We start from the raw sequence: 16712 nt of genomic DNA, 5'->3' as shown, positions 1-16712 counted from the left end.
TGCGGTTGGGGGATGGTTAAGCGGCACCGCGTGCCTTGTAGTGATGCTGCTCTTTGGCTTCCTGGCGCTGCTTCTCTTCAATGCACAGTGAAGCGGTGGGACGCAGCAACAAGCGTTTGAGTCCGATCGGCTCGCCAGTTACTTCACACCAGCCGTACGAGCCTTCGCGGATACGCTCAAGTGCCCTGGCGATTTTGCGGCACAGCTGCTGATTTCGTTCGGCATGGCTCAATGCGGACGCTCGCTCTTCTTCAGCGCTGGCCCAGTCAGAAACGTCACTGATCGCAGGTCTGTCTTGAATGGTTTGACGTGCTTGGCCGTGGCGTTCGCGGGCCTCGCCGAGCTCGCGTTGCAGGAGCGATTCGAAAAACTGCAACTGTGGAATGGACATGTACTGGTCCTCAGGCATGCCGAGGAGTTGTTCCGTTGTGATGACGGCAGTGCCGGCATCAGCGCCGGCAGCAGATGGTTGAATTTGCATCTGATGCTCCTGGTCAGTGGCCGGGGCCGGTTTGTGGGTAATGGTCTGCATCTTCGATATTCGCCGCGGCAAGCCGTGGAGCCAGTGGGGTGATCGCATCCAGATGGGAGCACAGGCTTTCCAGGGCAGAAACCACGAGGTGGCGAACTCGACCGGAGGCGGTAGAGCCAGGCAGACCCTCCGCGAGGTCAGAGGTCAACTCGGTGAGTACACGGTCACCATGGCGTGTTCGGAAAACGGAGGCGAGGGCACTTGATAGTTGCGGTTGGCTAGGTTGATTGACGGCACGTAGTGCATTCGAAACCTGGTGTCTTGCTGCCGGCGAGTGGTAACTGCCCAGGGACAGCTCGCTGTTGGCGTGCGTCTTGCCGGCGAGACAGTACGAAATCTCGTGAACCTCGTAGGTCGGCAGTTGGACTACAAATTCTGGCAGGGGCCCCATGGTGATTGGGTACGCACGATTGTTTTTGAGGTCGGCATAGATGAACCGTCCAGACAGGGTGATCGGGTCGATGCCGTGGGCGACTGCCTCAGGGGCGAGTTGAAGCCCGATGACCTGGTCGTTATCGCCGATGATGACCAGTTCATCGAATTCATAGAGTGAAGTCAGATCAAGCGCGTCAGGGCGCGCATTCCCTTGGAAGTTGGGTTGTCTCATGGCACACCTTACGCAAATAAATTTAACAACATCATTGCGATAATATAGCAGCGTAAATAATTGACAATCAAATTATAAAGCCTGGTGTGCGCGGAGTTTCAATTACCACTAACCCATAAATTCTCGTGCTCCTGTCCACCCATGAACCTCGCGCAGGAGGGTGATTAGGTCAACAGGCGGAATCTGGATTAGTGGTAATTACCCATACTTTGGAGAGGACAGGCATTGTTTGGCATAACTATGCCGGACGCGGCCGCGCGCCGCCCCGGCAGGGGCGAGGGGTTAACGATCGAAACTGTTGTACTGGAAGTCACGAACAGCGCCGTTGATTCCGCGGTTGAGCTCCTGGCTTGCGCCGCGAGCCGCGGTGGCCGCACCGGATCTCAATCCTGCGGCCGGTCCATTCGAAATGGCCTGCGAGATGCCTTGCATGATGGTGTTGCTTAAAACGCGCGTCGACGCGCTTGCGGTATAGGGGGCCTGGTACACCGGCGTCGGCGTGTACTGATACTGGCGCCGCTGTTGCGCCAGTTGGGCCTGCTGCATCTGCACCTGTTGCTGAATGTTAGCCGGCTGCACCTGGTATGTTGAGTTGCGAGCGATCGTGCGGCTTGTCTCGTGCTCAACACTCGCTTGAATGCTGACCCGGGATGGCTCAACCCCCTTGGCCATCAGGTAGCTTGTGAGTGCAGCGGCACGTTGCCCGAACAGTTGATCTGCACCTGCATGCGGTTTGCTTGCGTTTGTCGAACTGGTGACGACCAGGGAGCTACCCGGGTAGCGTTGGAGCGATGTGGCCACCTCATCAAGTGCGCGCTGGGCTTGGGCGGTGAGGCGGTAGCCACCAGGTTGGAACGCTATGTTCTCAGGCAGGATGAGATTGATTTTGTCACCGTCGCGTTTAACCGTGATGCCGCTGCCCAGCATCTTCGATCGCAGTTCTGATTCCTGCTGATCAACGTAATAACCGTATCCGGCGCCGCCGGCGGCGCCGAGCGCACCGCCAACGATTGCGCCTTGCCCGCGATTATCATGGTTGATGACTGCTCCGGCGGCCGCGCCTGCTAGCGCGCCCACGCCACCGTATCGGGTCGTGTATTGGTATTGCGGCGGAATGCTGGAACACCCGGTGAGAATCGTCAGGATCAGGGCCGGGGGAATGAGCTTCTTCATGGTGCGATCTCCACGCTTCAGGAAAGGCTACTGGGGAATAGCGGGTGAGGGCGCCATGCCAATTGGCTCGGCCAAGACGCAATCGAGCTCCTGATACGCGACATCAAACGCGTTGAGCTCGTGCTTCCAGAACCCCTTTTCATCCTCGTCAGGTCGGTGGCTTTCGGGTTCGAGTTCTATAAGGCGCTCCAGCCCCTGGCGCCAAGTATTGCGGTGGCTCAAGAAATCATGGGGCAACCGTTCAACCCAGGCTCCATCGGCCTGCACCTCTTCGGCGAGAAGATCTAGCTCTCGATAGGCGATATCGAGCGCGTTCAACTCGTGTTTCCAGAACCCTTTTTCATCCTGGTCAGGCAGATGACTTTCCGGCTCCAGTTCGATCAGGCGTTCAAACGCCTGGCGCCAGGCGTTGCGGTGGGTCAGAAAGTCATGCGGGAGTTGATCAAGCCATTTTTGTGGCTGGTGGCCTGCGTTTTGATTGGGTGATCGCATGTGAACGCTCTCAGGGAGGGGATAACAGCAAATTTACTCTTGGCTTGCTATTTAGTCTAATGTTTTGCTATTGATATTGCGTTAGCAAACTTACCAACTCAGGACATGGCCATGTGGTTTAAAAATCTCCTCATTTACCGCCTCACCCAAAACCTGGCTTTCGACGCCGAGACGCTGGAACAGGCGCTCGCCTCCAAACGCGCCCGCGCATGCGAAAGCCAGGAGCTGACAACCTACGGTTTCGTTGCCCCCTTCGGGAAAGGCGCCGATGCCCCTCTCGTGCATGTCGGTGGCGACTTTCTGCTGGTGGGTGCGCGCAAAGAGGAGCGCATTCTCCCCGGTAGTGTGGTCCGTGACGCGGTGGCCGAAAAGGTAGAGGAGATCGAGACGGAGCAGATGCGAAAGGTCTACAAAAAGGAGCGCGACCAAATCAAAGACGAGATCGTGCAAGCGTTTCTTCCTCGCGCCTTTATTCGCCGATCGTCAACGTTCGCCGCGATCGCACCCAAGCTGGGTCTGATCCTGGTCAATTCGCCAAGCCCGAAACGTGCCGAGGACCTGCTGTCCACACTTCGTGAGGTCTTGGGCACGCTGCCGGTGCGGCCGGCGACAGTGAAGATTTCGCCCTCAGCAACCATGACCGACTGGTTAAAGACCCAGAAGGCCGCCGAAGACTTTTTCGTGCTCGATGAATGCGAATTGCGCGATACGCACGAGGATGGTGGGATCGTCCGGTGCAAACGCCAGGACCTGACGAGCGAAGAGCTGCAGATGCACCTGAACACCGGCAAGGTCGTCACTCAGCTGGCTGTGGCATGGCAGGACAAGTTGTCTTTTGTCCTCGACGACAAAATGGTGATCAAGCGTCTGAAGTTTGAAGACTTGCTTCAGGATCAGGCTGAGCAGGATGGCGGTGATGACGCGCTGGGCCAGTTGGCGGCAAGTTTTGCATTGATGATGCTGACCTTGAGCGATTTTCTGCCGCTGCTCCTCGGCGCCTTGGGGGGGGAGGAGCTTCCGCAGGAGGCGATGGATCCGGCAACAAATGTCGATGTTGGTGTCGATACCGATTTTGGCGCCGCTTCTGACGAAAGCGACGAGCTCTACCCGGCCGCGGTGGAGTTTGTACGCAGCCAGGATCGTCCGAGCACAAGTGCGCTACAGCGGCACTTTAAAATTGCCTACAACAGGGCTGCCCGTATCCTTGAGGAATTGGAACTGCGTGGTGTCGTCAGCAAGATGCACACTGACGGCAGCCGCCGGCTGGTCGCAGGGGAGGCAGTATCGTGAGCCTGCCTGTTGTTTTGGACGAGCAACGTGCCCGACAGTTAGACAGCGCTGGTCGCATCATTCTGCGGATTCCAATCGGCGTGGGCCTTGCGCAGCGTCAAATGGTGGCCCGCGGGGAACAGCAGTCGCTGTTTGACCTGGCACCAACCGAAAGAGGCTACGAATGGCCTGCAGGATCTGGGGTCTTCGTCACATCGCAGGAATTGGTTGCGCAATGCCCGATTGGCCAGGCTGGCGATTGTGTCGACGTGAATCTGCTGCAGGGCTTCAGTCGCTCGAAACCAGTGGGCAAGGCTCGAATTGCAGCCGTTAAAGTCGAGCCTCTTGAGTTGATTTCGGACACCACTATCCGTGCCGAAGGCTACGAGAACTGGACGGAATATGCCTTTCACTGGAATCAACGCTACCCCGGGGCGCCCTGGGATTTTGACCCAGTCTGCTGGGTGGCAGAAATCTGCCAGTCCTCACTGGCGTCCTGATTGTCGAACAGAGTTCGGGATCGGCGCTCGAACCAGGTCAAAGTGGCCTGGTTCTTCGTTCGCATGTAATCTGCCTCAGATCGCCTAGGACGAAGAATGAAAGCAAAATGGCCGACAATAGTTCCGGAACCTCGATCGCCATTTCACTCTTGCTGGCTCAGATCGGTGATCTGCGCGCTGCACTTGACCAGTGGAAAGGCGCCCAGGAAGCCTTGCTGAAATGTTGCGAAGAGCATCATGCGGGCGGCTGGCTCTTTGGCGAATTCGGCCTTAAGACTTTTCAGCGAAGTTCAGAGCCCCCAACCGAACTCCGGCGCGCGTTGTGCTCCCTGGACGTTGAGGATGAAGCCGCATTTCGCGTGACCGGAGCCATTTTCTTGCCGGCGGAAGCCGCTTCAATCGTTTCCGCGGCGCAGGCCGCCCGGGCGCAGCTTGATGCCGTCAGCCTGCCATTGCGGAAACTGAAGCGCGCGGATTTGTCGAGACTGCCGACTGGTATGGAGTTGGGAGGTGGCCAGCTCGTACACTGGAAATCCCTTCGCCCTAAAGACGGTATCTGGAACGCCGTTTCAGCGACACTAGGGGAACCACGCATTCGCATTCGGTACGCCGTTCGCCCCCTAATGCTTGAGGGCGCCCAGGGAAGTCCGCCTCGCAAGATCTCCTTCTGCAAAACCATCCAGCACATCGTGAAAAAGCGCCACCCTTCAATCCTGATCGAGGCCCTTGGAAAAATTATGGAGGATGAGGGGGAGCGGCACGCCGCGGCGCAACGTGACATATCGAGACTCTCCTCGCTCATGCGTTTGAGCCCTGTCCCAGATTTGGCATACATCTACCGCGGCGGGTACATCTACCATGTCAACCTGGCGTGGAACGACGGAGCGAGGCTTAAGGTGAAGACATCCCTGCCTTTATTCATCTGCGGTGAAGGTCCGGACATTCCCCCTCTGTCAAACTCCGGCCACGCCAAGCGGCGGCGCCGATCGGACGTAAAGTACGCCGAGGCACCATTGTTGGAAACTCAAGCCATTCACAGCTCCATCAGATAGACCGATCTATTAGATTGAAAATCGCTATCTTTCTCTGACTATAAGCGGAAAATTTCGTTGGATCCAAATTTCAAGGCGTGATATGACAATTTTCTAACGTCAAAAGTTCGCTATCCATCGAAATATTTGATTCCTCCGATGCGTAAACTGTGCGACAGTTCACAGATGGCAACGAGCCATCATTCTTCCGCTACCAGCAGTTAAAGCGCCTCTTTATGGATAAAGTTCTACCGGTGAGCACCAGGGCTTGGCGAAATACAGCTAAAACGCATTTCACCTCCAATCATCTCTGCGCTGCACGCGTAACGTCTAAGAATCATTGGGTCGGTTCGGCGCCCGCAAACGCATCAATCAATGCGTGCGGCAATGTTCTGCAATTCCACTCCTCACCTGTCGACCGGTCGCTTCACGATGGTGAAACCGTCATTCGGTTTGCCGCTATTACTGGGGTGATCATCTGGGTTTCTAAACCAGACGAACACGGCATCGGCGTCAAGCTCCTGGATGACGAAACCGGCAAGGAGTGCGTGATTGCGTTGCCTGTTGCACCGGAAGCATTTACCTTTGGCGAGCGTGTCACAGTGGTGCACGCGATCCATTCGGAAAGTGCTCCCGTGCATCTGCTGAGCGTGAACCTGGTGCGCAACGAGTGGTGGTCTCATCAGAACGCCCGCAGTGTGTCGCGGCTGTTTGAAATCGATAACCTTCAATTCGTTGAAAGACTGGAGCGCCGGATGCGAGAGATCGTTTTGTCGCTCGGGGCAGGAAGGGGCCTGCGTGTGATGGGCGCCCGGGCGAACCTTCGACTCGCCTGATGCCGAGGTGCCAGGCGGTGGTTCCACGGCATTAGGTAGGACAAGCATCAAGCGCTTGCTGAAGTAATTTCACATGCCGAAGCAGTGTCTCAAACGCAGGATCGCGAAGTTTTGGATAGCGCGCTCTCCAGTCAACTCCGTAGGCCAGTTCAAGAACTGCTTCAGGCCAATCATCTTCCAGTTCGATGTCTGGAATGGTGGATGCCGCGTCGAACAACGCCCGTGCTTTCTCCTGGCTCAAGGCTCTCACCCTGCGTTGCGCAATGGTTTGTTGTTGAGCTACACGGGATATCAGTACCCGATCAGCTTCCCCACTGATGGAGAACTGTTCCGCAATAAAGTTGGCCGACTGCGCGGCAAAATAGAGCCGAGGGGAGTAGTTACTAACGAATTTGGCGTACCAGGCTTTGCGCGTATCCTGGTCAACCAAAGTAAGCTCTACGCAGGCGGGGCCGCACCGGTCCATAAAGGCAAGGACGTTCTGGCCATCGGCTGTAACACGCACTCGTTCGCATTGCGCTAAATCGACTTTCATCAAGATTTCCAATTGGTCCTCGGCGAACTATATGCGTTTGCAATGCCAAAAATCAACATGCAGTCAGGCGCCTTGTTCCAGCGACTGCAAGGGATCCGGCAACTGATACTGTTCTGCATCGACTTGATCGGGATCCGCCGGCGTGTTGCTCTTGATACAGGCCGGATTGAAAATCACGCCCCATACCTCATTACCGTTTATGCGCTGCAGACTGGCGTCAATTCCGTTCACGATGAAAAGAGTAGCCAGTGCGAGCCCTCGTGCTCCGTGCGCAAGCTCCGCCGCCACACAAAGATTCAAAATTGACTCGGCAGGGCAGTGCGGCGCGTCTCCAATCAAAATGCGCTTGCTTAGATCGGTTTCTGAACTTGCTTTGCGCAACTCACCGAGCAGCTGCTTGTGCACGCGTTTGGGCGTGTTGTCCCGGACAAATCTTTCAACGGTTTGCAAAGGTAACGCTGCAGATTCGAGCAGTAAGCGAGGCTCAAGCTCAAGCTTGCGAACCTGGCCTTCTTCCTTGGCATATCTTCTGGCTGCGAGATAGTGGTTCGTGCAGTAGATGCCTGGGCCCTGTTCTGTTCCTCCTTTGCGCCCTGGGCGAATTTCCGACGCCCCGTCCCATTGACGGCCGCCATGCCACATGACGATTCTTGTCGGGCGTGCGAGTTGTAACAACATACTGAAGCTCCTCTCGATCTCGTCGGAGATCCGGTGGTAATAGGGCCAATCCGCTCTACAGCGAGCAAGGCCAACACGGTAAAGTTAGTCTGGCTATAGATGACTTGCTATTCTACTGCAATACCAGTGGTCAAGATTCTCACTCATCGGTGACTGGCACGCGCATGCACCATACCTCCCTCACAAAATCCGATCGATCCGAGAGTCAAATCGCGGCCGAGACACAGGCGATCGGTAAGCGTATTCCTATACTGGACCTCATCAAGTGGCTGGCGATCGCGACGATGGTCATGGACCACTCGCGAGCCATCTGGCCGTCACTGCAGGTGCTAACCATTCCAGGGCGATTGGCGTTCCCCCTGTTCTGCCTGGTGATGGCATGCAACGTTGCTCGTCAGCAACGCGGTTCCTTAAATAGCCCGGGCAACGTTAGGTATCTGGGGTCACTGCTGTTTTTTGGGGTGATCAGCCAGCCGATGTTCTACGCAGTGTTTGGGCAGGACCTCAACATTTTCTGGCTGCTGTCATCGGCGTTGGCCATTGCCCTCGCAGTGCACCACCGCACACCTGCCGCGCTGCTTTTGGGAGCGCTTGGGGCTGCGCTCGCCATCGTGTTTCATGACCAGCTCGGCTATCACGCAGTCGGGGTACTGATCCCTGCTGTGATGGTGCTGGCATTGCGAAGTAAGGGAACCACACATTGGGCCTGGGTCGCAGCAAGCTGTGCGCTGTGCTGCCTGGCCAACATGCTTGTCCCGGAGGTCAGGACGGTGTTGCTGTCGGGAGATATCGGAGCGGTATTTGTCGCCGTCGCTGCTTTTTTTGCACCAGCGGCTGGGTTTTGGTTGGTCAGCAAAAAGCTGACCTTGACCATCAAACCTGTTGGCCGCTGGGGGTATCTTTTTTACCCCATGCACCTGGGTTTGCTCGCCCTGTTACGCGACTTCAGCTTTTAACAGGGTTGGCCGATTTGGGACAGAGACAGTGCTTGCAACCTGCTTGAACTGAATCACCCAAACCCATGGGTTCGCTGACCAACTCTCGTCACCGTTGATCGAAGTCCAGATATCCCGGAAAGCGAAACCGGCGGGTTGGTCAACGCCGGTGACGCGGAACGATTCGACGACCTGATCACTTACGCCTTCGGCCGCGGCCTGCTCCTCGCTGATTTCCTGCAACCGCTCGATGCGCACGTCGGTGATCTCCAGCAAGATGCGGCTGGCCCAGCGGTTCATGTGGATGCTCGGCCGATGGCGCCATATCTTGTTCGGTGCTGCTGCAGAGTAAGCGCCATTGCGCAATCCGTTCGGGTAACTGGTATTGGGCTCGTTCGGCGGTGTGCCGTCAGCCGAGTAAACAACCCGCCGACTGCCGAACCAGGCGCCCGTGTCGTCCTCTGGGTAGGTGGCCTGCCAGTCGCCGGCCTGCCACCAGCTTTCGCGCACCCAAAGTCGGTCGCCGGGCTGGCCGTATGGACATTTCGCACTCCACTCACCGCCGTTGCGGGTGGTGTAGGCGTGAAACCCATCAACCTCATCGCCGTTTTCATTGCGACCAGACACGTACTCGAAGCGATGATCGCGACTCGACCAGGTCAGGTCGAAGGGTTGCACTTTCACCGTCCGCCGCGTGACCGTCTTCCGCCCTTCCAGGATGGCGCGCACCATCGGGGCCGAGAACAATATCGGCCGATCCTTAATTTCAGGCATGACTGTTCCTTTGCCGCTGTAGCGGCTGACTTTGAAGGAGTTCGAGCGGCTTCATCGGCCGCCCTCGGATCGTTGTCTTGCGGCGGGGAGGGCGATCATGGCGTCACCGCCCGGCGTTCGCCCGTCTTGATCCAGCGTCGAATGGATAGCTCGCAGCCGCTCGTTAAGCAGACACCATTGGCCATGCCGAGGTGCGTTTTCGGCGTACCGCAGCCGCAATGGCATTTCGGCTTTCGCCCCGGGCGTCTTGGCCGCAGCTCCATGTACCGTACCTGTTCAGGGAGACCGCCAACCTGACCCCAGCCAGAGGTTCCGCCGCGCATCGCCGCAGAGCGCGCGGCGGGCGACAGACTGTTGAGATCGATCATGGCTTCACCATTTCGTCAGGATCGAATCCGAATCGACGGCAGAGTGCATGCGCGACTCCAGACCCGCAACAGAAAGCGTCCATTATCGCTACCCAGCGCTGAGTGCCGCGCCGGTGAGTTCCGGTCGCAGCTCTAACAGCTTGACCGACCAACTCATGCTCGCTGAACTCACAACCTGACAGCGTGATCTTGCGGCTTTCGAGCGGTTGGGACCCCAACTCATCAACCCGCTGATCCGCTGCGTTCAGGCGCTGCTGCAGGGCGTCGCGCTCGCCCGTGAGTCGCTGGTTTTCGTCCTTCAACTTCTTGATTTCGTGCAGCGCCGGGCCCGCTCCGCCTACGATGTGCGTTTCCTCGGAGATGCCCAGGGCTTTGTCGATCACAGCCAGGCTCTCAATTGCCGTCATGAACATGCGCTGGTAACTAGGCTCGAATGCCGGCGCCGCTTTTTGTTGGCGCAGTGCTTGCTGCACAGCTTCAACAATCAGGCGCAGGTAGGTGTAATCGTGGTTCTCCTCGACGGCCTTCCCGTCGAGGGGATAATGCCATTCGTCCCCGAACAGCAAGGTCAGCAGCGCGCTCTGATGCCAGCACTCGCTTGGGCTTTCGATGCTGAGCAGAACGTCGATGTCATCCCAAAGCTGTCGGGCTTCGCTTTTGCTCAGATCGCCAAGTTCCCAATCGTGGCGTCCGGTCTGTTGCCGCCGACGCTGAACGATGCACTTCTTTGCAAGGGCGTGCAGCGCGTTGCCACTGAATACCGTGGGACTGATGCCCCGATCCAGGCAGTTGAGGACGTAGTCCCAGCCGCAGTCGGCGACAAACTCCGCCACGGTGCGCGGCCCCATGCCACCCCAGTACGCGCTCCAACTCTTGTCCCAGCAGTTGATGGTGATCTTGCCCTGGGCAGTTTCGTAGTTCGGGTTGTCGTCGGTTGGGACGGCGCGGCGGCCGAAGTCCTCAAGGAAAACGGTGATCGGGTCGAGCCTCGGCGCGCCCGTGATTACCAGCTTTGTCACGGTCGAGCGCTCAGTATGCAGCGCCGTTCCTGATCCTCCTGGAGCCGGCGAGAGGTCGTGCCAGGCGTCGACCTCGAACTCGGCAGGGCGCAGGCCAAGGTGGCTACCGTCTGGCATCACCGCTGCGACGGCGCCGTGACTATTCGTCCACGCCAGATACGTCTGGCCAGCTTTTGCCACCGGTGCATCACCCTTGATGTAGGCGAGCCCTATGCCTGGCATAGGATCGGCGGTGACGGTTTTGAGCATTCGGACCGCGCGCGGCACTCGGTCGCCAAACGGGTAGCTACTGCTGCGCTTGCGCAGTGCTGGGCAGTCGATATGGGGCTCCGTGGACACAGGGCTATTCCCCGCGGTTGGAGAGGCAGCCGTTGTGACTTTCGAACGATCAGGGATGGCCAGGTCCAGTGGATGCTTCTCTTCTTGGTGCGACATGCTGACTCCTGTGTAGCTGTATCCGGCGGTTGGGTAGAGTGATTAATCGGCGCTGCTCAATTGTGAGACGCTCAGTGCAATGGCCACTGGCTGCACCCAAACCGGTACGCTGCTGAGCATGAATGTTTCACCGGCTTCAGCCAGGAGAAGTGTTGTGGCAAACACGTCGGCCATCGCTCTGGCTGCAGCGCGAGGAACAGCATTTCCGATACGCTCGCGGTGGTAACCGTCGTTGATGCCGTCCAACTGAAAGTACCGCGCCTGTTCCAATTTCCGCATGTGCTGCTCTTTCTGGATTTCCAGTGCTGTTTTCGGGTCGCTCGACCACATTTCGTCCGGATCGAACAACGACTGCAGGGCGGCCAATTCCAGTGTCGTGAAGGGACGGTGCCAGGTGCCGTCCAGGCTGGTGATCATGCAAGTGAGGCGGTCATTGGGAGCCGGCATCCTTTGATCGGCGATGGACCAGCGGCCGTTGTCGTGGCAGGCACTGGCAGAAACAGCCCCGGCCGGTTCATTCCAATTAACCACCCCGTAATGGCCACCGGTGAGATAGGCGTCTCCTTTTTTCCGCGACATGCCAGTACGAGGATCGGCGATCGACAGGGCGCCGCTTGCGACTTGTTGGGACCCTGTCACAGTTCCTGCCGGATCGCTCCACGGCGTGATACGCAACTTCTGAGTACTCGCGCTGGGATGCCAGTTCTTGTACGCCGGATCAGCTACCGCGAATGCGCCTTGCCCGGTGGTGCTACCCGCGATCACTGTCCCTGCTGGTTTGGAATAGTCGGTGACAAGGTATTTGCCAAAGCCCTTTGTTGGCTGGCGAGGGTCGGCCACAGACTGCCCGCCAGAGCTTGGGCCGTGCCCAGAAGTAACGGTGCCCGCGGCCTGCTCCATTGGCACTACGCGAAAGACATTCTTGTGTCGTTCACCAGACATGCGCGGATCAGCAACGCTAAACGTCCCTTGGCCAGGACTCCGTTGTCCGGTGACCACACCACAATGGCGGTCATAAGGCAGCACGCCATACTGGGTATATTCGGCGTTACTGGTTGGTCGTGGATCGGCTACTGAAAACTTGCCGTTCGTGGGAGTCGATCGTCCTGCAACCGTGCCGGCAGTGTCCTGCCATTGATGAACTCCCAGGTAGCCGGCCCGGTACTCTGGCACGATTACAAAATCGCGCAGATGACCATCCTCGATCGCAAAGCGACTCAGGCTGCGCCAGTCTTTCCCTGCCTCTACCAGGGCAAGGCGTACCCAGGTTTTCCATTGACAGGCAGGAACCCGGTGCATAGGGCCGGCTTGTTCGATATCGCCCGCCAACGGCATGCGACTCAGCACGTCCCCAACCGCGCGTAAACTGCGTTTTTCAGGCTCATAAAGAAACGCGGGCACTTGCTCAACGTGCCGGGCCACCAACAGGAAACGTTTCCGGCTCTGGGCCAGGCCGCCGATTTCGCCGCAGTCGTGAGTGGTTTCGGCAACTGCGTAACCATAGTAGGTGAGTAGCTTGTTGATCTGATCAAGCAGGTGGCGACCACGACTCGCAAGACGTGGCACGTTCTCAAATACGATGAGCTTCACAGGCTTGTGCTTCCAGGCCTCACACATCAGCCAAACGCAGCGCAACGTCAACTCATTGAGAGCCTGGTACTTCGGTGTCTGGCTCATGGTTTCAGACAGCAGTCCAGAGGCACCTTTACACGGACTGCTGATGAACACCGCATCAGGATTTTCGTTGCGAGCAGCCCGGCGCACATCATCGGGTGTCGCCTCACGCCACCCCGAGGGCGGCTCCTTGCCGTGGAACGCTGTGTACTGCTCACGCGTGAAAAGGTCCATCAGCGTGCCTTTCACACCGGTGAGCATTTCAAAGTCGCGAAGGCCTGCTGGGTCAACATCGATCCCACCGAGGCATTCCCATTCAGCCTGCACTCCAGAGACCACGGCCTTTGAATCGTTGAACCCTGCAGCGCCGCTACCCAGCCCGCAGCAGAAGTGGAAATGTTTAAACACGCGACGCAGCGCACTGGAAACGCCATTGAAGGGTTGGTTGAACATGCAATGATCCTTGTAAGTTTTGTTTCGTAGTCTCGAAATTATACTTATGTGAATTTCGTGTCAACGACAAAATAATAGCCAGATCAGCATGAGTTGTGGTGAACGGCAGAGATCGAGAAAACTGGGGAGAGTGATAGCTGACATGAAATTGCGAGCCACGCGCGCGGCTCACTCTCAAGGGGGAGGTAGGGGGAGATGGGGGGAGATGGGGGGGCGAGCCACTGGTGGATGACCTGACAGGGTTGCAAACCCAGCACGGCATCGTTGATGCGCATTACCAGGTGCACATGTTTTGTCCAGTCTAACGGCTACCCAATCTCTCCACTTCGGGATTACGGCTTGCTTGCGTATTCAGGGTCAGCCACCGATGAATCGCCATTAAGTCCGCGGCGACCGAATGGAAGCGCATTTGATTAGATGCTCACTCCGTTTTGCGATCGGCATCTAAGTTCAATTTTTCCAAGGACCTCAACGTTCCAGAGAGCTCAGCAACCTGGCTGGACAATGCCCGGGTTTCATCCTGGAGCGCCTGATTGCGCTGTTCAAGCGCTTGCCTCTGGCTTGTCAGGTCGCCGATTTGTCGGAGCAGTGCGGAGTTCTCGCCGGCAACAGCAGCGCTCTGCTGTCGTGAATCTGCCAACTGCTCGCGGACGAGCTTGAGCTCGCCATTGACGACCAGCTGCTCTTTGCGATGCTCGGTTCTATCCGCATCCAGTTGACGCATCAGCTTCGCGGTGTCCTTGTCATAGCGGTCCAGCTCGTTTTTGATTTCCTGCTCAAGGCGCGACACTTTGGCCTGATGCTCTGAAACTGTCTCGGCCAGCACCTGGTGACGGAGTTGCGTTTCAGTTTCCAGTTTGCCTTGCCAGGTGCGGATATCCTGATCCTTCGCCTCGATCGCTGATTGATGAGCCTGATGCAAAACGGCCAATTTTTCCTGTTCTTGGACGATCCGGCCGTTGAGTTCTTCGATATTGTCACTCAGTTTCTGCTCACGCGCTCCAGCCAGGCTAAGCTGATTTTCCAGCAATTGAACCTGGCGCTCACGCTCCGCAAGTTGTTGCTTCGCCTGGGCGGCATCTATCTGCGCGTCCGTTGCGGCATGCTGTGCCAGACGGTTCTGTTCCAACAATTGCTCGCGCATCGTATCCAGCTCACGGGACGCGATGCCTTTAAGTTCCATCCAAAGCGACCAGAAAGCGTCCTGAGCCTGTTTGGGGTAGTCGCCGGCGGACGCACGTTCGGCGACCTCTATCACGATCTGCCGAATTTCACGCAGTAGGTCGTTGCTTGATCCTGTGCCGGTAATCTCGCGCACTCGCCTCCATGATGGGGTCTGGCCAGCACGCAGGAGATCCATCACCGCGGCGTAAGTCTGCTGGCTGTAAGGCTTAATCATTGAGGATGCTCCAAACTTTATCCCTGTAGGCGATTCACAGTGCGGCCCTTACAGGCGGCGAGGAGGTGTACATCAGATCGAAGATGTGAGGTCATCGGGGTGAATACCGTACAGCCTTGAAACGGGTTCAAGCAGGGCAGCTCTTAGTGCTTTCAATTCCGCCTCAAGATAGGCGATACGGCTTTCGACCTCCGTTTGGCCGGTGCCTGCCATGGTTGCCGCGACTGCATAGGTGTCGGCGCGCACGTAGCTCAGCTCACCAAAACCAGCCAGGCTGTAACCAATGAGCTGCGCAAATTGCTCGCGATCTTCCACGCTAAAATCGAGCATCGCAAGAGCGTTCATGTCGATGCCGCCGTTGTCCAGCAGGTGCGTAACGATTTTGTTTTGCTTGAAACGAAACGAATGTTGCTCATCCGCTTCCAGGGGCTGAATGGGGTGATTCATAGGAGGCTCCTTGGTGATGTTCAGCATAATAGGCACATGTGCCTATTCGTGCAAGGGCGCAGTTCGTCGCGCGATCAGCTCCGTAAGGCGACGGGGCCTGGTCAGAAACCTCAGACGGTTAGAATTGGAACTCGTATTCCGGCGCCGGTTCTGCGTCAGAGAGATGCATGTCCGCATCTTGCCCCATCTCTTTTGCAACGATCGCCCGATCGCGCACCACCGCTGCAGCCAGCAGTGCAAAGTCAAGATCGCTGGTTGCCTCCTCGTTGATCGTACGCCGGTAGACCGGGCTAGCGTCCATGCCATCAAGGATTACCTGAAGCATGTCCTGCTCATGGGTCGTACCGTCAAACCCGTAGTACTGAACAATGTGCTTGCGAGCCAGGCTATATGCTCTGTTTCCACGGCGCATCTCATCCAGGACTTTTTCCAGCCCGGTGATTTCATCGTGGAAGCAGTGAATTTCAGCAAGCGCATCCAGGTCCTGAGGTTGCTGCGATTGTTCCTGGAGTAGAGAAATTTTTATCTCCAGCTCTGGTGACTGTGACTCCGTTTGCAGAGCTTTAGTAGGACCAGGGTTAATCCACACGGGATCAGGCGCGGAGGCGTGACTGTCGGGCATGAAGGCTGTCTCCTGCAGTTGCGTTTGCAGAATAGGGGTTGCTGTCGAAAGAGCACTGCCCTGCAGGTACTGAGTCACCCCCAGATAATCATCCCGTCCAGATATCATCTGAATCTCGGCCAACTTTTCTTCGTCACAACGAAAAAGTGCGCAGATCTCCTCTGCAGAAGCCTGGGTAAGCATTCGAGGAACTTCGATGGCGGGATTGTCGCCGGCCAGATCGGCGTCAAGAGGTGCTGGTACATACAGCCGGCGACCGTAACGCAACGCCGCCTTGGCGGCATGCATGCTGCCACCATCGGATTTACTCTGAACCATGATCACAGCCTGACTCAGGCCGGCCTGGATGCGATCTCTCTCGATCAGGCGGGCCGGAACAAGCGGTGTTCCAAAAGGGTACTCGCTTACCAGAGCTCCGCCCTGGTCGAGAATGCGTCCAGCTAGTGCGGCGTGTTCTCTGGGGTAGATGGTTTGTAAGCCGTGGCCCAGCACCGCTACCGTGTGGCCGCCGGCGTCGAGTGCAGCGACGTGCGCGGCCGCGTCGATGCCAAACGCCAACCCCCCGACGATCGAAACGCCTGAGGCTGCGAAGTGCGTCGCGATCTTGGTGGCCACAACTGCTCCGCGGGGCGTCGGCGCCCGGGTCCCAACCACTGCCAAGGTGTTCTGCTCCTGCAGTGTCCCTTTGACATACAGGAAGAATGGCACCTCTGACGCCCGCGCCAAAATCCTCGGGAAGCCAGGGTCGCCATGGATGAAGAGGTGCACCCCAGCTTTCAGAGCCTGCTCGCGATCGGCGTCGGCGGCTCGCAGCGCGGCATCCCAGGCACCTGCTTCCGCAAGCGCCCTTGAGATACGAGAGTCAATAGCGCCGAGGTCCTCCGTGGACATGTGCTCAAGCTCATCATGGACTGCAGCTTTTCGAAGCGTTGCAGCCCCAACTCCTGGTAGCCACCCCAGGGCAATCAGTGCGCTCAGTCGATCAGTCATTGG

Annotated in this window: 18 protein-coding genes and 1 pseudogene; 6 read left to right on the top strand and 13 right to left on the bottom strand. The window is 57.5% G+C overall.

The window, feature by feature from the left end:
* Window positions 1-16 precede the first annotated feature (16 nt).
* The 4 genes from AC1ROI_RS25785 to AC1ROI_RS25770 all read right to left on the bottom strand — a co-directional run bounded on the left by AC1ROI_RS25785 (window position 17) and on the right by AC1ROI_RS25770 (window position 2804).
* Entirely contained in the window at window positions 17-481 is a 465-nt protein-coding gene (locus AC1ROI_RS25785; RefSeq protein ID WP_102594749.1) for a TraR/DksA family transcriptional regulator, read from the bottom strand.
* Between the two features lie 13 nt (window positions 482-494).
* Window positions 495-1139 (bottom strand): hypothetical protein, encoded by a 645-nt coding sequence (locus AC1ROI_RS25780; protein WP_102594748.1) that lies wholly within the window; start codon window positions 1137-1139, stop codon window positions 495-497.
* A 282-nt stretch (window positions 1140-1421) separates the two neighbouring features.
* On the bottom strand, window positions 1422-2312 hold the full coding sequence (locus AC1ROI_RS25775; protein WP_102594747.1) for an OmpA family protein: 891 nt from the start codon (window positions 2310-2312) through the stop codon (window positions 1422-1424).
* Window positions 2313-2339: 27 nt separating this feature from the next.
* Complete coding sequence (locus tag AC1ROI_RS25770) at window positions 2340-2804, bottom strand: hypothetical protein (RefSeq protein WP_102594746.1); 465 nt, start codon at window positions 2802-2804, stop codon at window positions 2340-2342.
* 111 nt (window positions 2805-2915) lie between these two features.
* On the opposite strand from AC1ROI_RS25770, the pseudogene rdgC reads away from it, so the two are divergent.
* The 5 genes and pseudogenes from rdgC to AC1ROI_RS25745 form a co-directional block, all read left to right on the top strand.
* Window positions 2916-3827, top strand: a pseudogene (gene rdgC / locus AC1ROI_RS25765) (recombination-associated protein RdgC); the annotation flags it as partial.
* A 6-nt stretch (window positions 3828-3833) separates the two neighbouring features.
* Window positions 3834-4094, top strand: a complete 261-nt coding sequence (locus AC1ROI_RS25760; RefSeq protein ID WP_256580228.1) for a DNA translocase FtsK — start codon at window positions 3834-3836, stop codon at window positions 4092-4094.
* A complete protein-coding gene (locus AC1ROI_RS25755; RefSeq protein ID WP_102594744.1) occupies window positions 4091-4573 on the top strand; it encodes an ASCH domain-containing protein in 483 nt (160 codons plus the stop codon). Before AC1ROI_RS25760 ends, AC1ROI_RS25755 begins: the two co-directional genes overlap by 4 nt.
* 107 nt (window positions 4574-4680) lie before the next feature.
* Window positions 4681-5625: a hypothetical protein gene (locus AC1ROI_RS25750; RefSeq protein ID WP_102594743.1), complete on the top strand. Its 945-nt coding sequence runs from the start codon at window positions 4681-4683 to the stop codon at window positions 5623-5625.
* Between the two features lie 215 nt (window positions 5626-5840).
* A complete protein-coding gene (locus AC1ROI_RS25745; protein ID WP_146012981.1) occupies window positions 5841-6440 on the top strand; it encodes a hypothetical protein in 600 nt (199 codons plus the stop codon).
* A gap of 31 nt (window positions 6441-6471) precedes the next feature.
* On the opposite strand, the gene AC1ROI_RS25740 is transcribed toward AC1ROI_RS25745, so the two are convergent.
* Together AC1ROI_RS25740 and AC1ROI_RS25735 are read right to left on the bottom strand one after the other, a co-directional pair.
* On the bottom strand, window positions 6472-6975 hold the full coding sequence (locus tag AC1ROI_RS25740; RefSeq protein ID WP_102594741.1) for a hypothetical protein: 504 nt from the start codon (window positions 6973-6975) through the stop codon (window positions 6472-6474).
* Between the two features lie 63 nt (window positions 6976-7038).
* The gene (locus AC1ROI_RS25735) at window positions 7039-7653 is read right to left on the bottom strand and encodes a hypothetical protein (RefSeq protein WP_102594740.1); all 615 of its coding nucleotides are present in this window, start codon (window positions 7651-7653) and stop codon (window positions 7039-7041) included.
* Window positions 7654-7817: 164 nt separating this feature from the next.
* Between AC1ROI_RS25735 and AC1ROI_RS25730 the strand changes: the two genes are divergently transcribed.
* Window positions 7818-8609, top strand: a complete 792-nt coding sequence (locus tag AC1ROI_RS25730; RefSeq protein WP_102594739.1) for a TraX family protein — start codon at window positions 7818-7820, stop codon at window positions 8607-8609.
* Here AC1ROI_RS25730 and AC1ROI_RS25725 read toward each other — a convergent pair.
* The 7 genes from AC1ROI_RS25725 to AC1ROI_RS25695 all read right to left on the bottom strand — a co-directional run bounded on the left by AC1ROI_RS25725 (window position 8589) and on the right by AC1ROI_RS25695 (window position 16709).
* A complete protein-coding gene (locus tag AC1ROI_RS25725; RefSeq protein WP_102594738.1) occupies window positions 8589-9362 on the bottom strand; it encodes an ASCH domain-containing protein in 774 nt (257 codons plus the stop codon). The two genes, AC1ROI_RS25730 and AC1ROI_RS25725, sit on opposite strands and share 21 nt — an antisense overlap.
* Before the next feature lie 95 nt (window positions 9363-9457).
* Window positions 9458-9730: a hypothetical protein gene (locus AC1ROI_RS25720; protein WP_102594737.1), complete on the bottom strand. Its 273-nt coding sequence runs from the start codon at window positions 9728-9730 to the stop codon at window positions 9458-9460.
* Window positions 9727-11184: a phiTE_072 family protein gene (locus AC1ROI_RS25715; RefSeq protein ID WP_256580224.1), complete on the bottom strand. Its 1458-nt coding sequence runs from the start codon at window positions 11182-11184 to the stop codon at window positions 9727-9729. Before AC1ROI_RS25715 ends, AC1ROI_RS25720 begins: the two co-directional genes overlap by 4 nt.
* Before the next feature lie 42 nt (window positions 11185-11226).
* Window positions 11227-13251 (bottom strand): DNA cytosine methyltransferase, encoded by a 2025-nt coding sequence (locus tag AC1ROI_RS25710; protein WP_102594736.1) that lies wholly within the window; start codon window positions 13249-13251, stop codon window positions 11227-11229.
* Between the two features lie 421 nt (window positions 13252-13672).
* On the bottom strand, window positions 13673-14650 hold the full coding sequence (locus AC1ROI_RS25705) for a DNA-binding protein (protein ID WP_102595733.1): 978 nt from the start codon (window positions 14648-14650) through the stop codon (window positions 13673-13675).
* A gap of 72 nt (window positions 14651-14722) precedes the next feature.
* A complete protein-coding gene (locus AC1ROI_RS25700; protein WP_177426694.1) occupies window positions 14723-15097 on the bottom strand; it encodes a hypothetical protein in 375 nt (124 codons plus the stop codon).
* Between the two features lie 118 nt (window positions 15098-15215).
* Entirely contained in the window at window positions 15216-16709 is a 1494-nt protein-coding gene (locus AC1ROI_RS25695) for a DNA-processing protein DprA (protein ID WP_102595734.1), read from the bottom strand.
* Window positions 16710-16712 lie beyond the last annotated feature (3 nt).

The sequence above is a fragment of the Pseudomonas sp. GW823-FHT02C02 genome (assembly GCF_058797635.1).
This window is presented reverse-complemented; position numbering and strand designations above follow the sequence as displayed.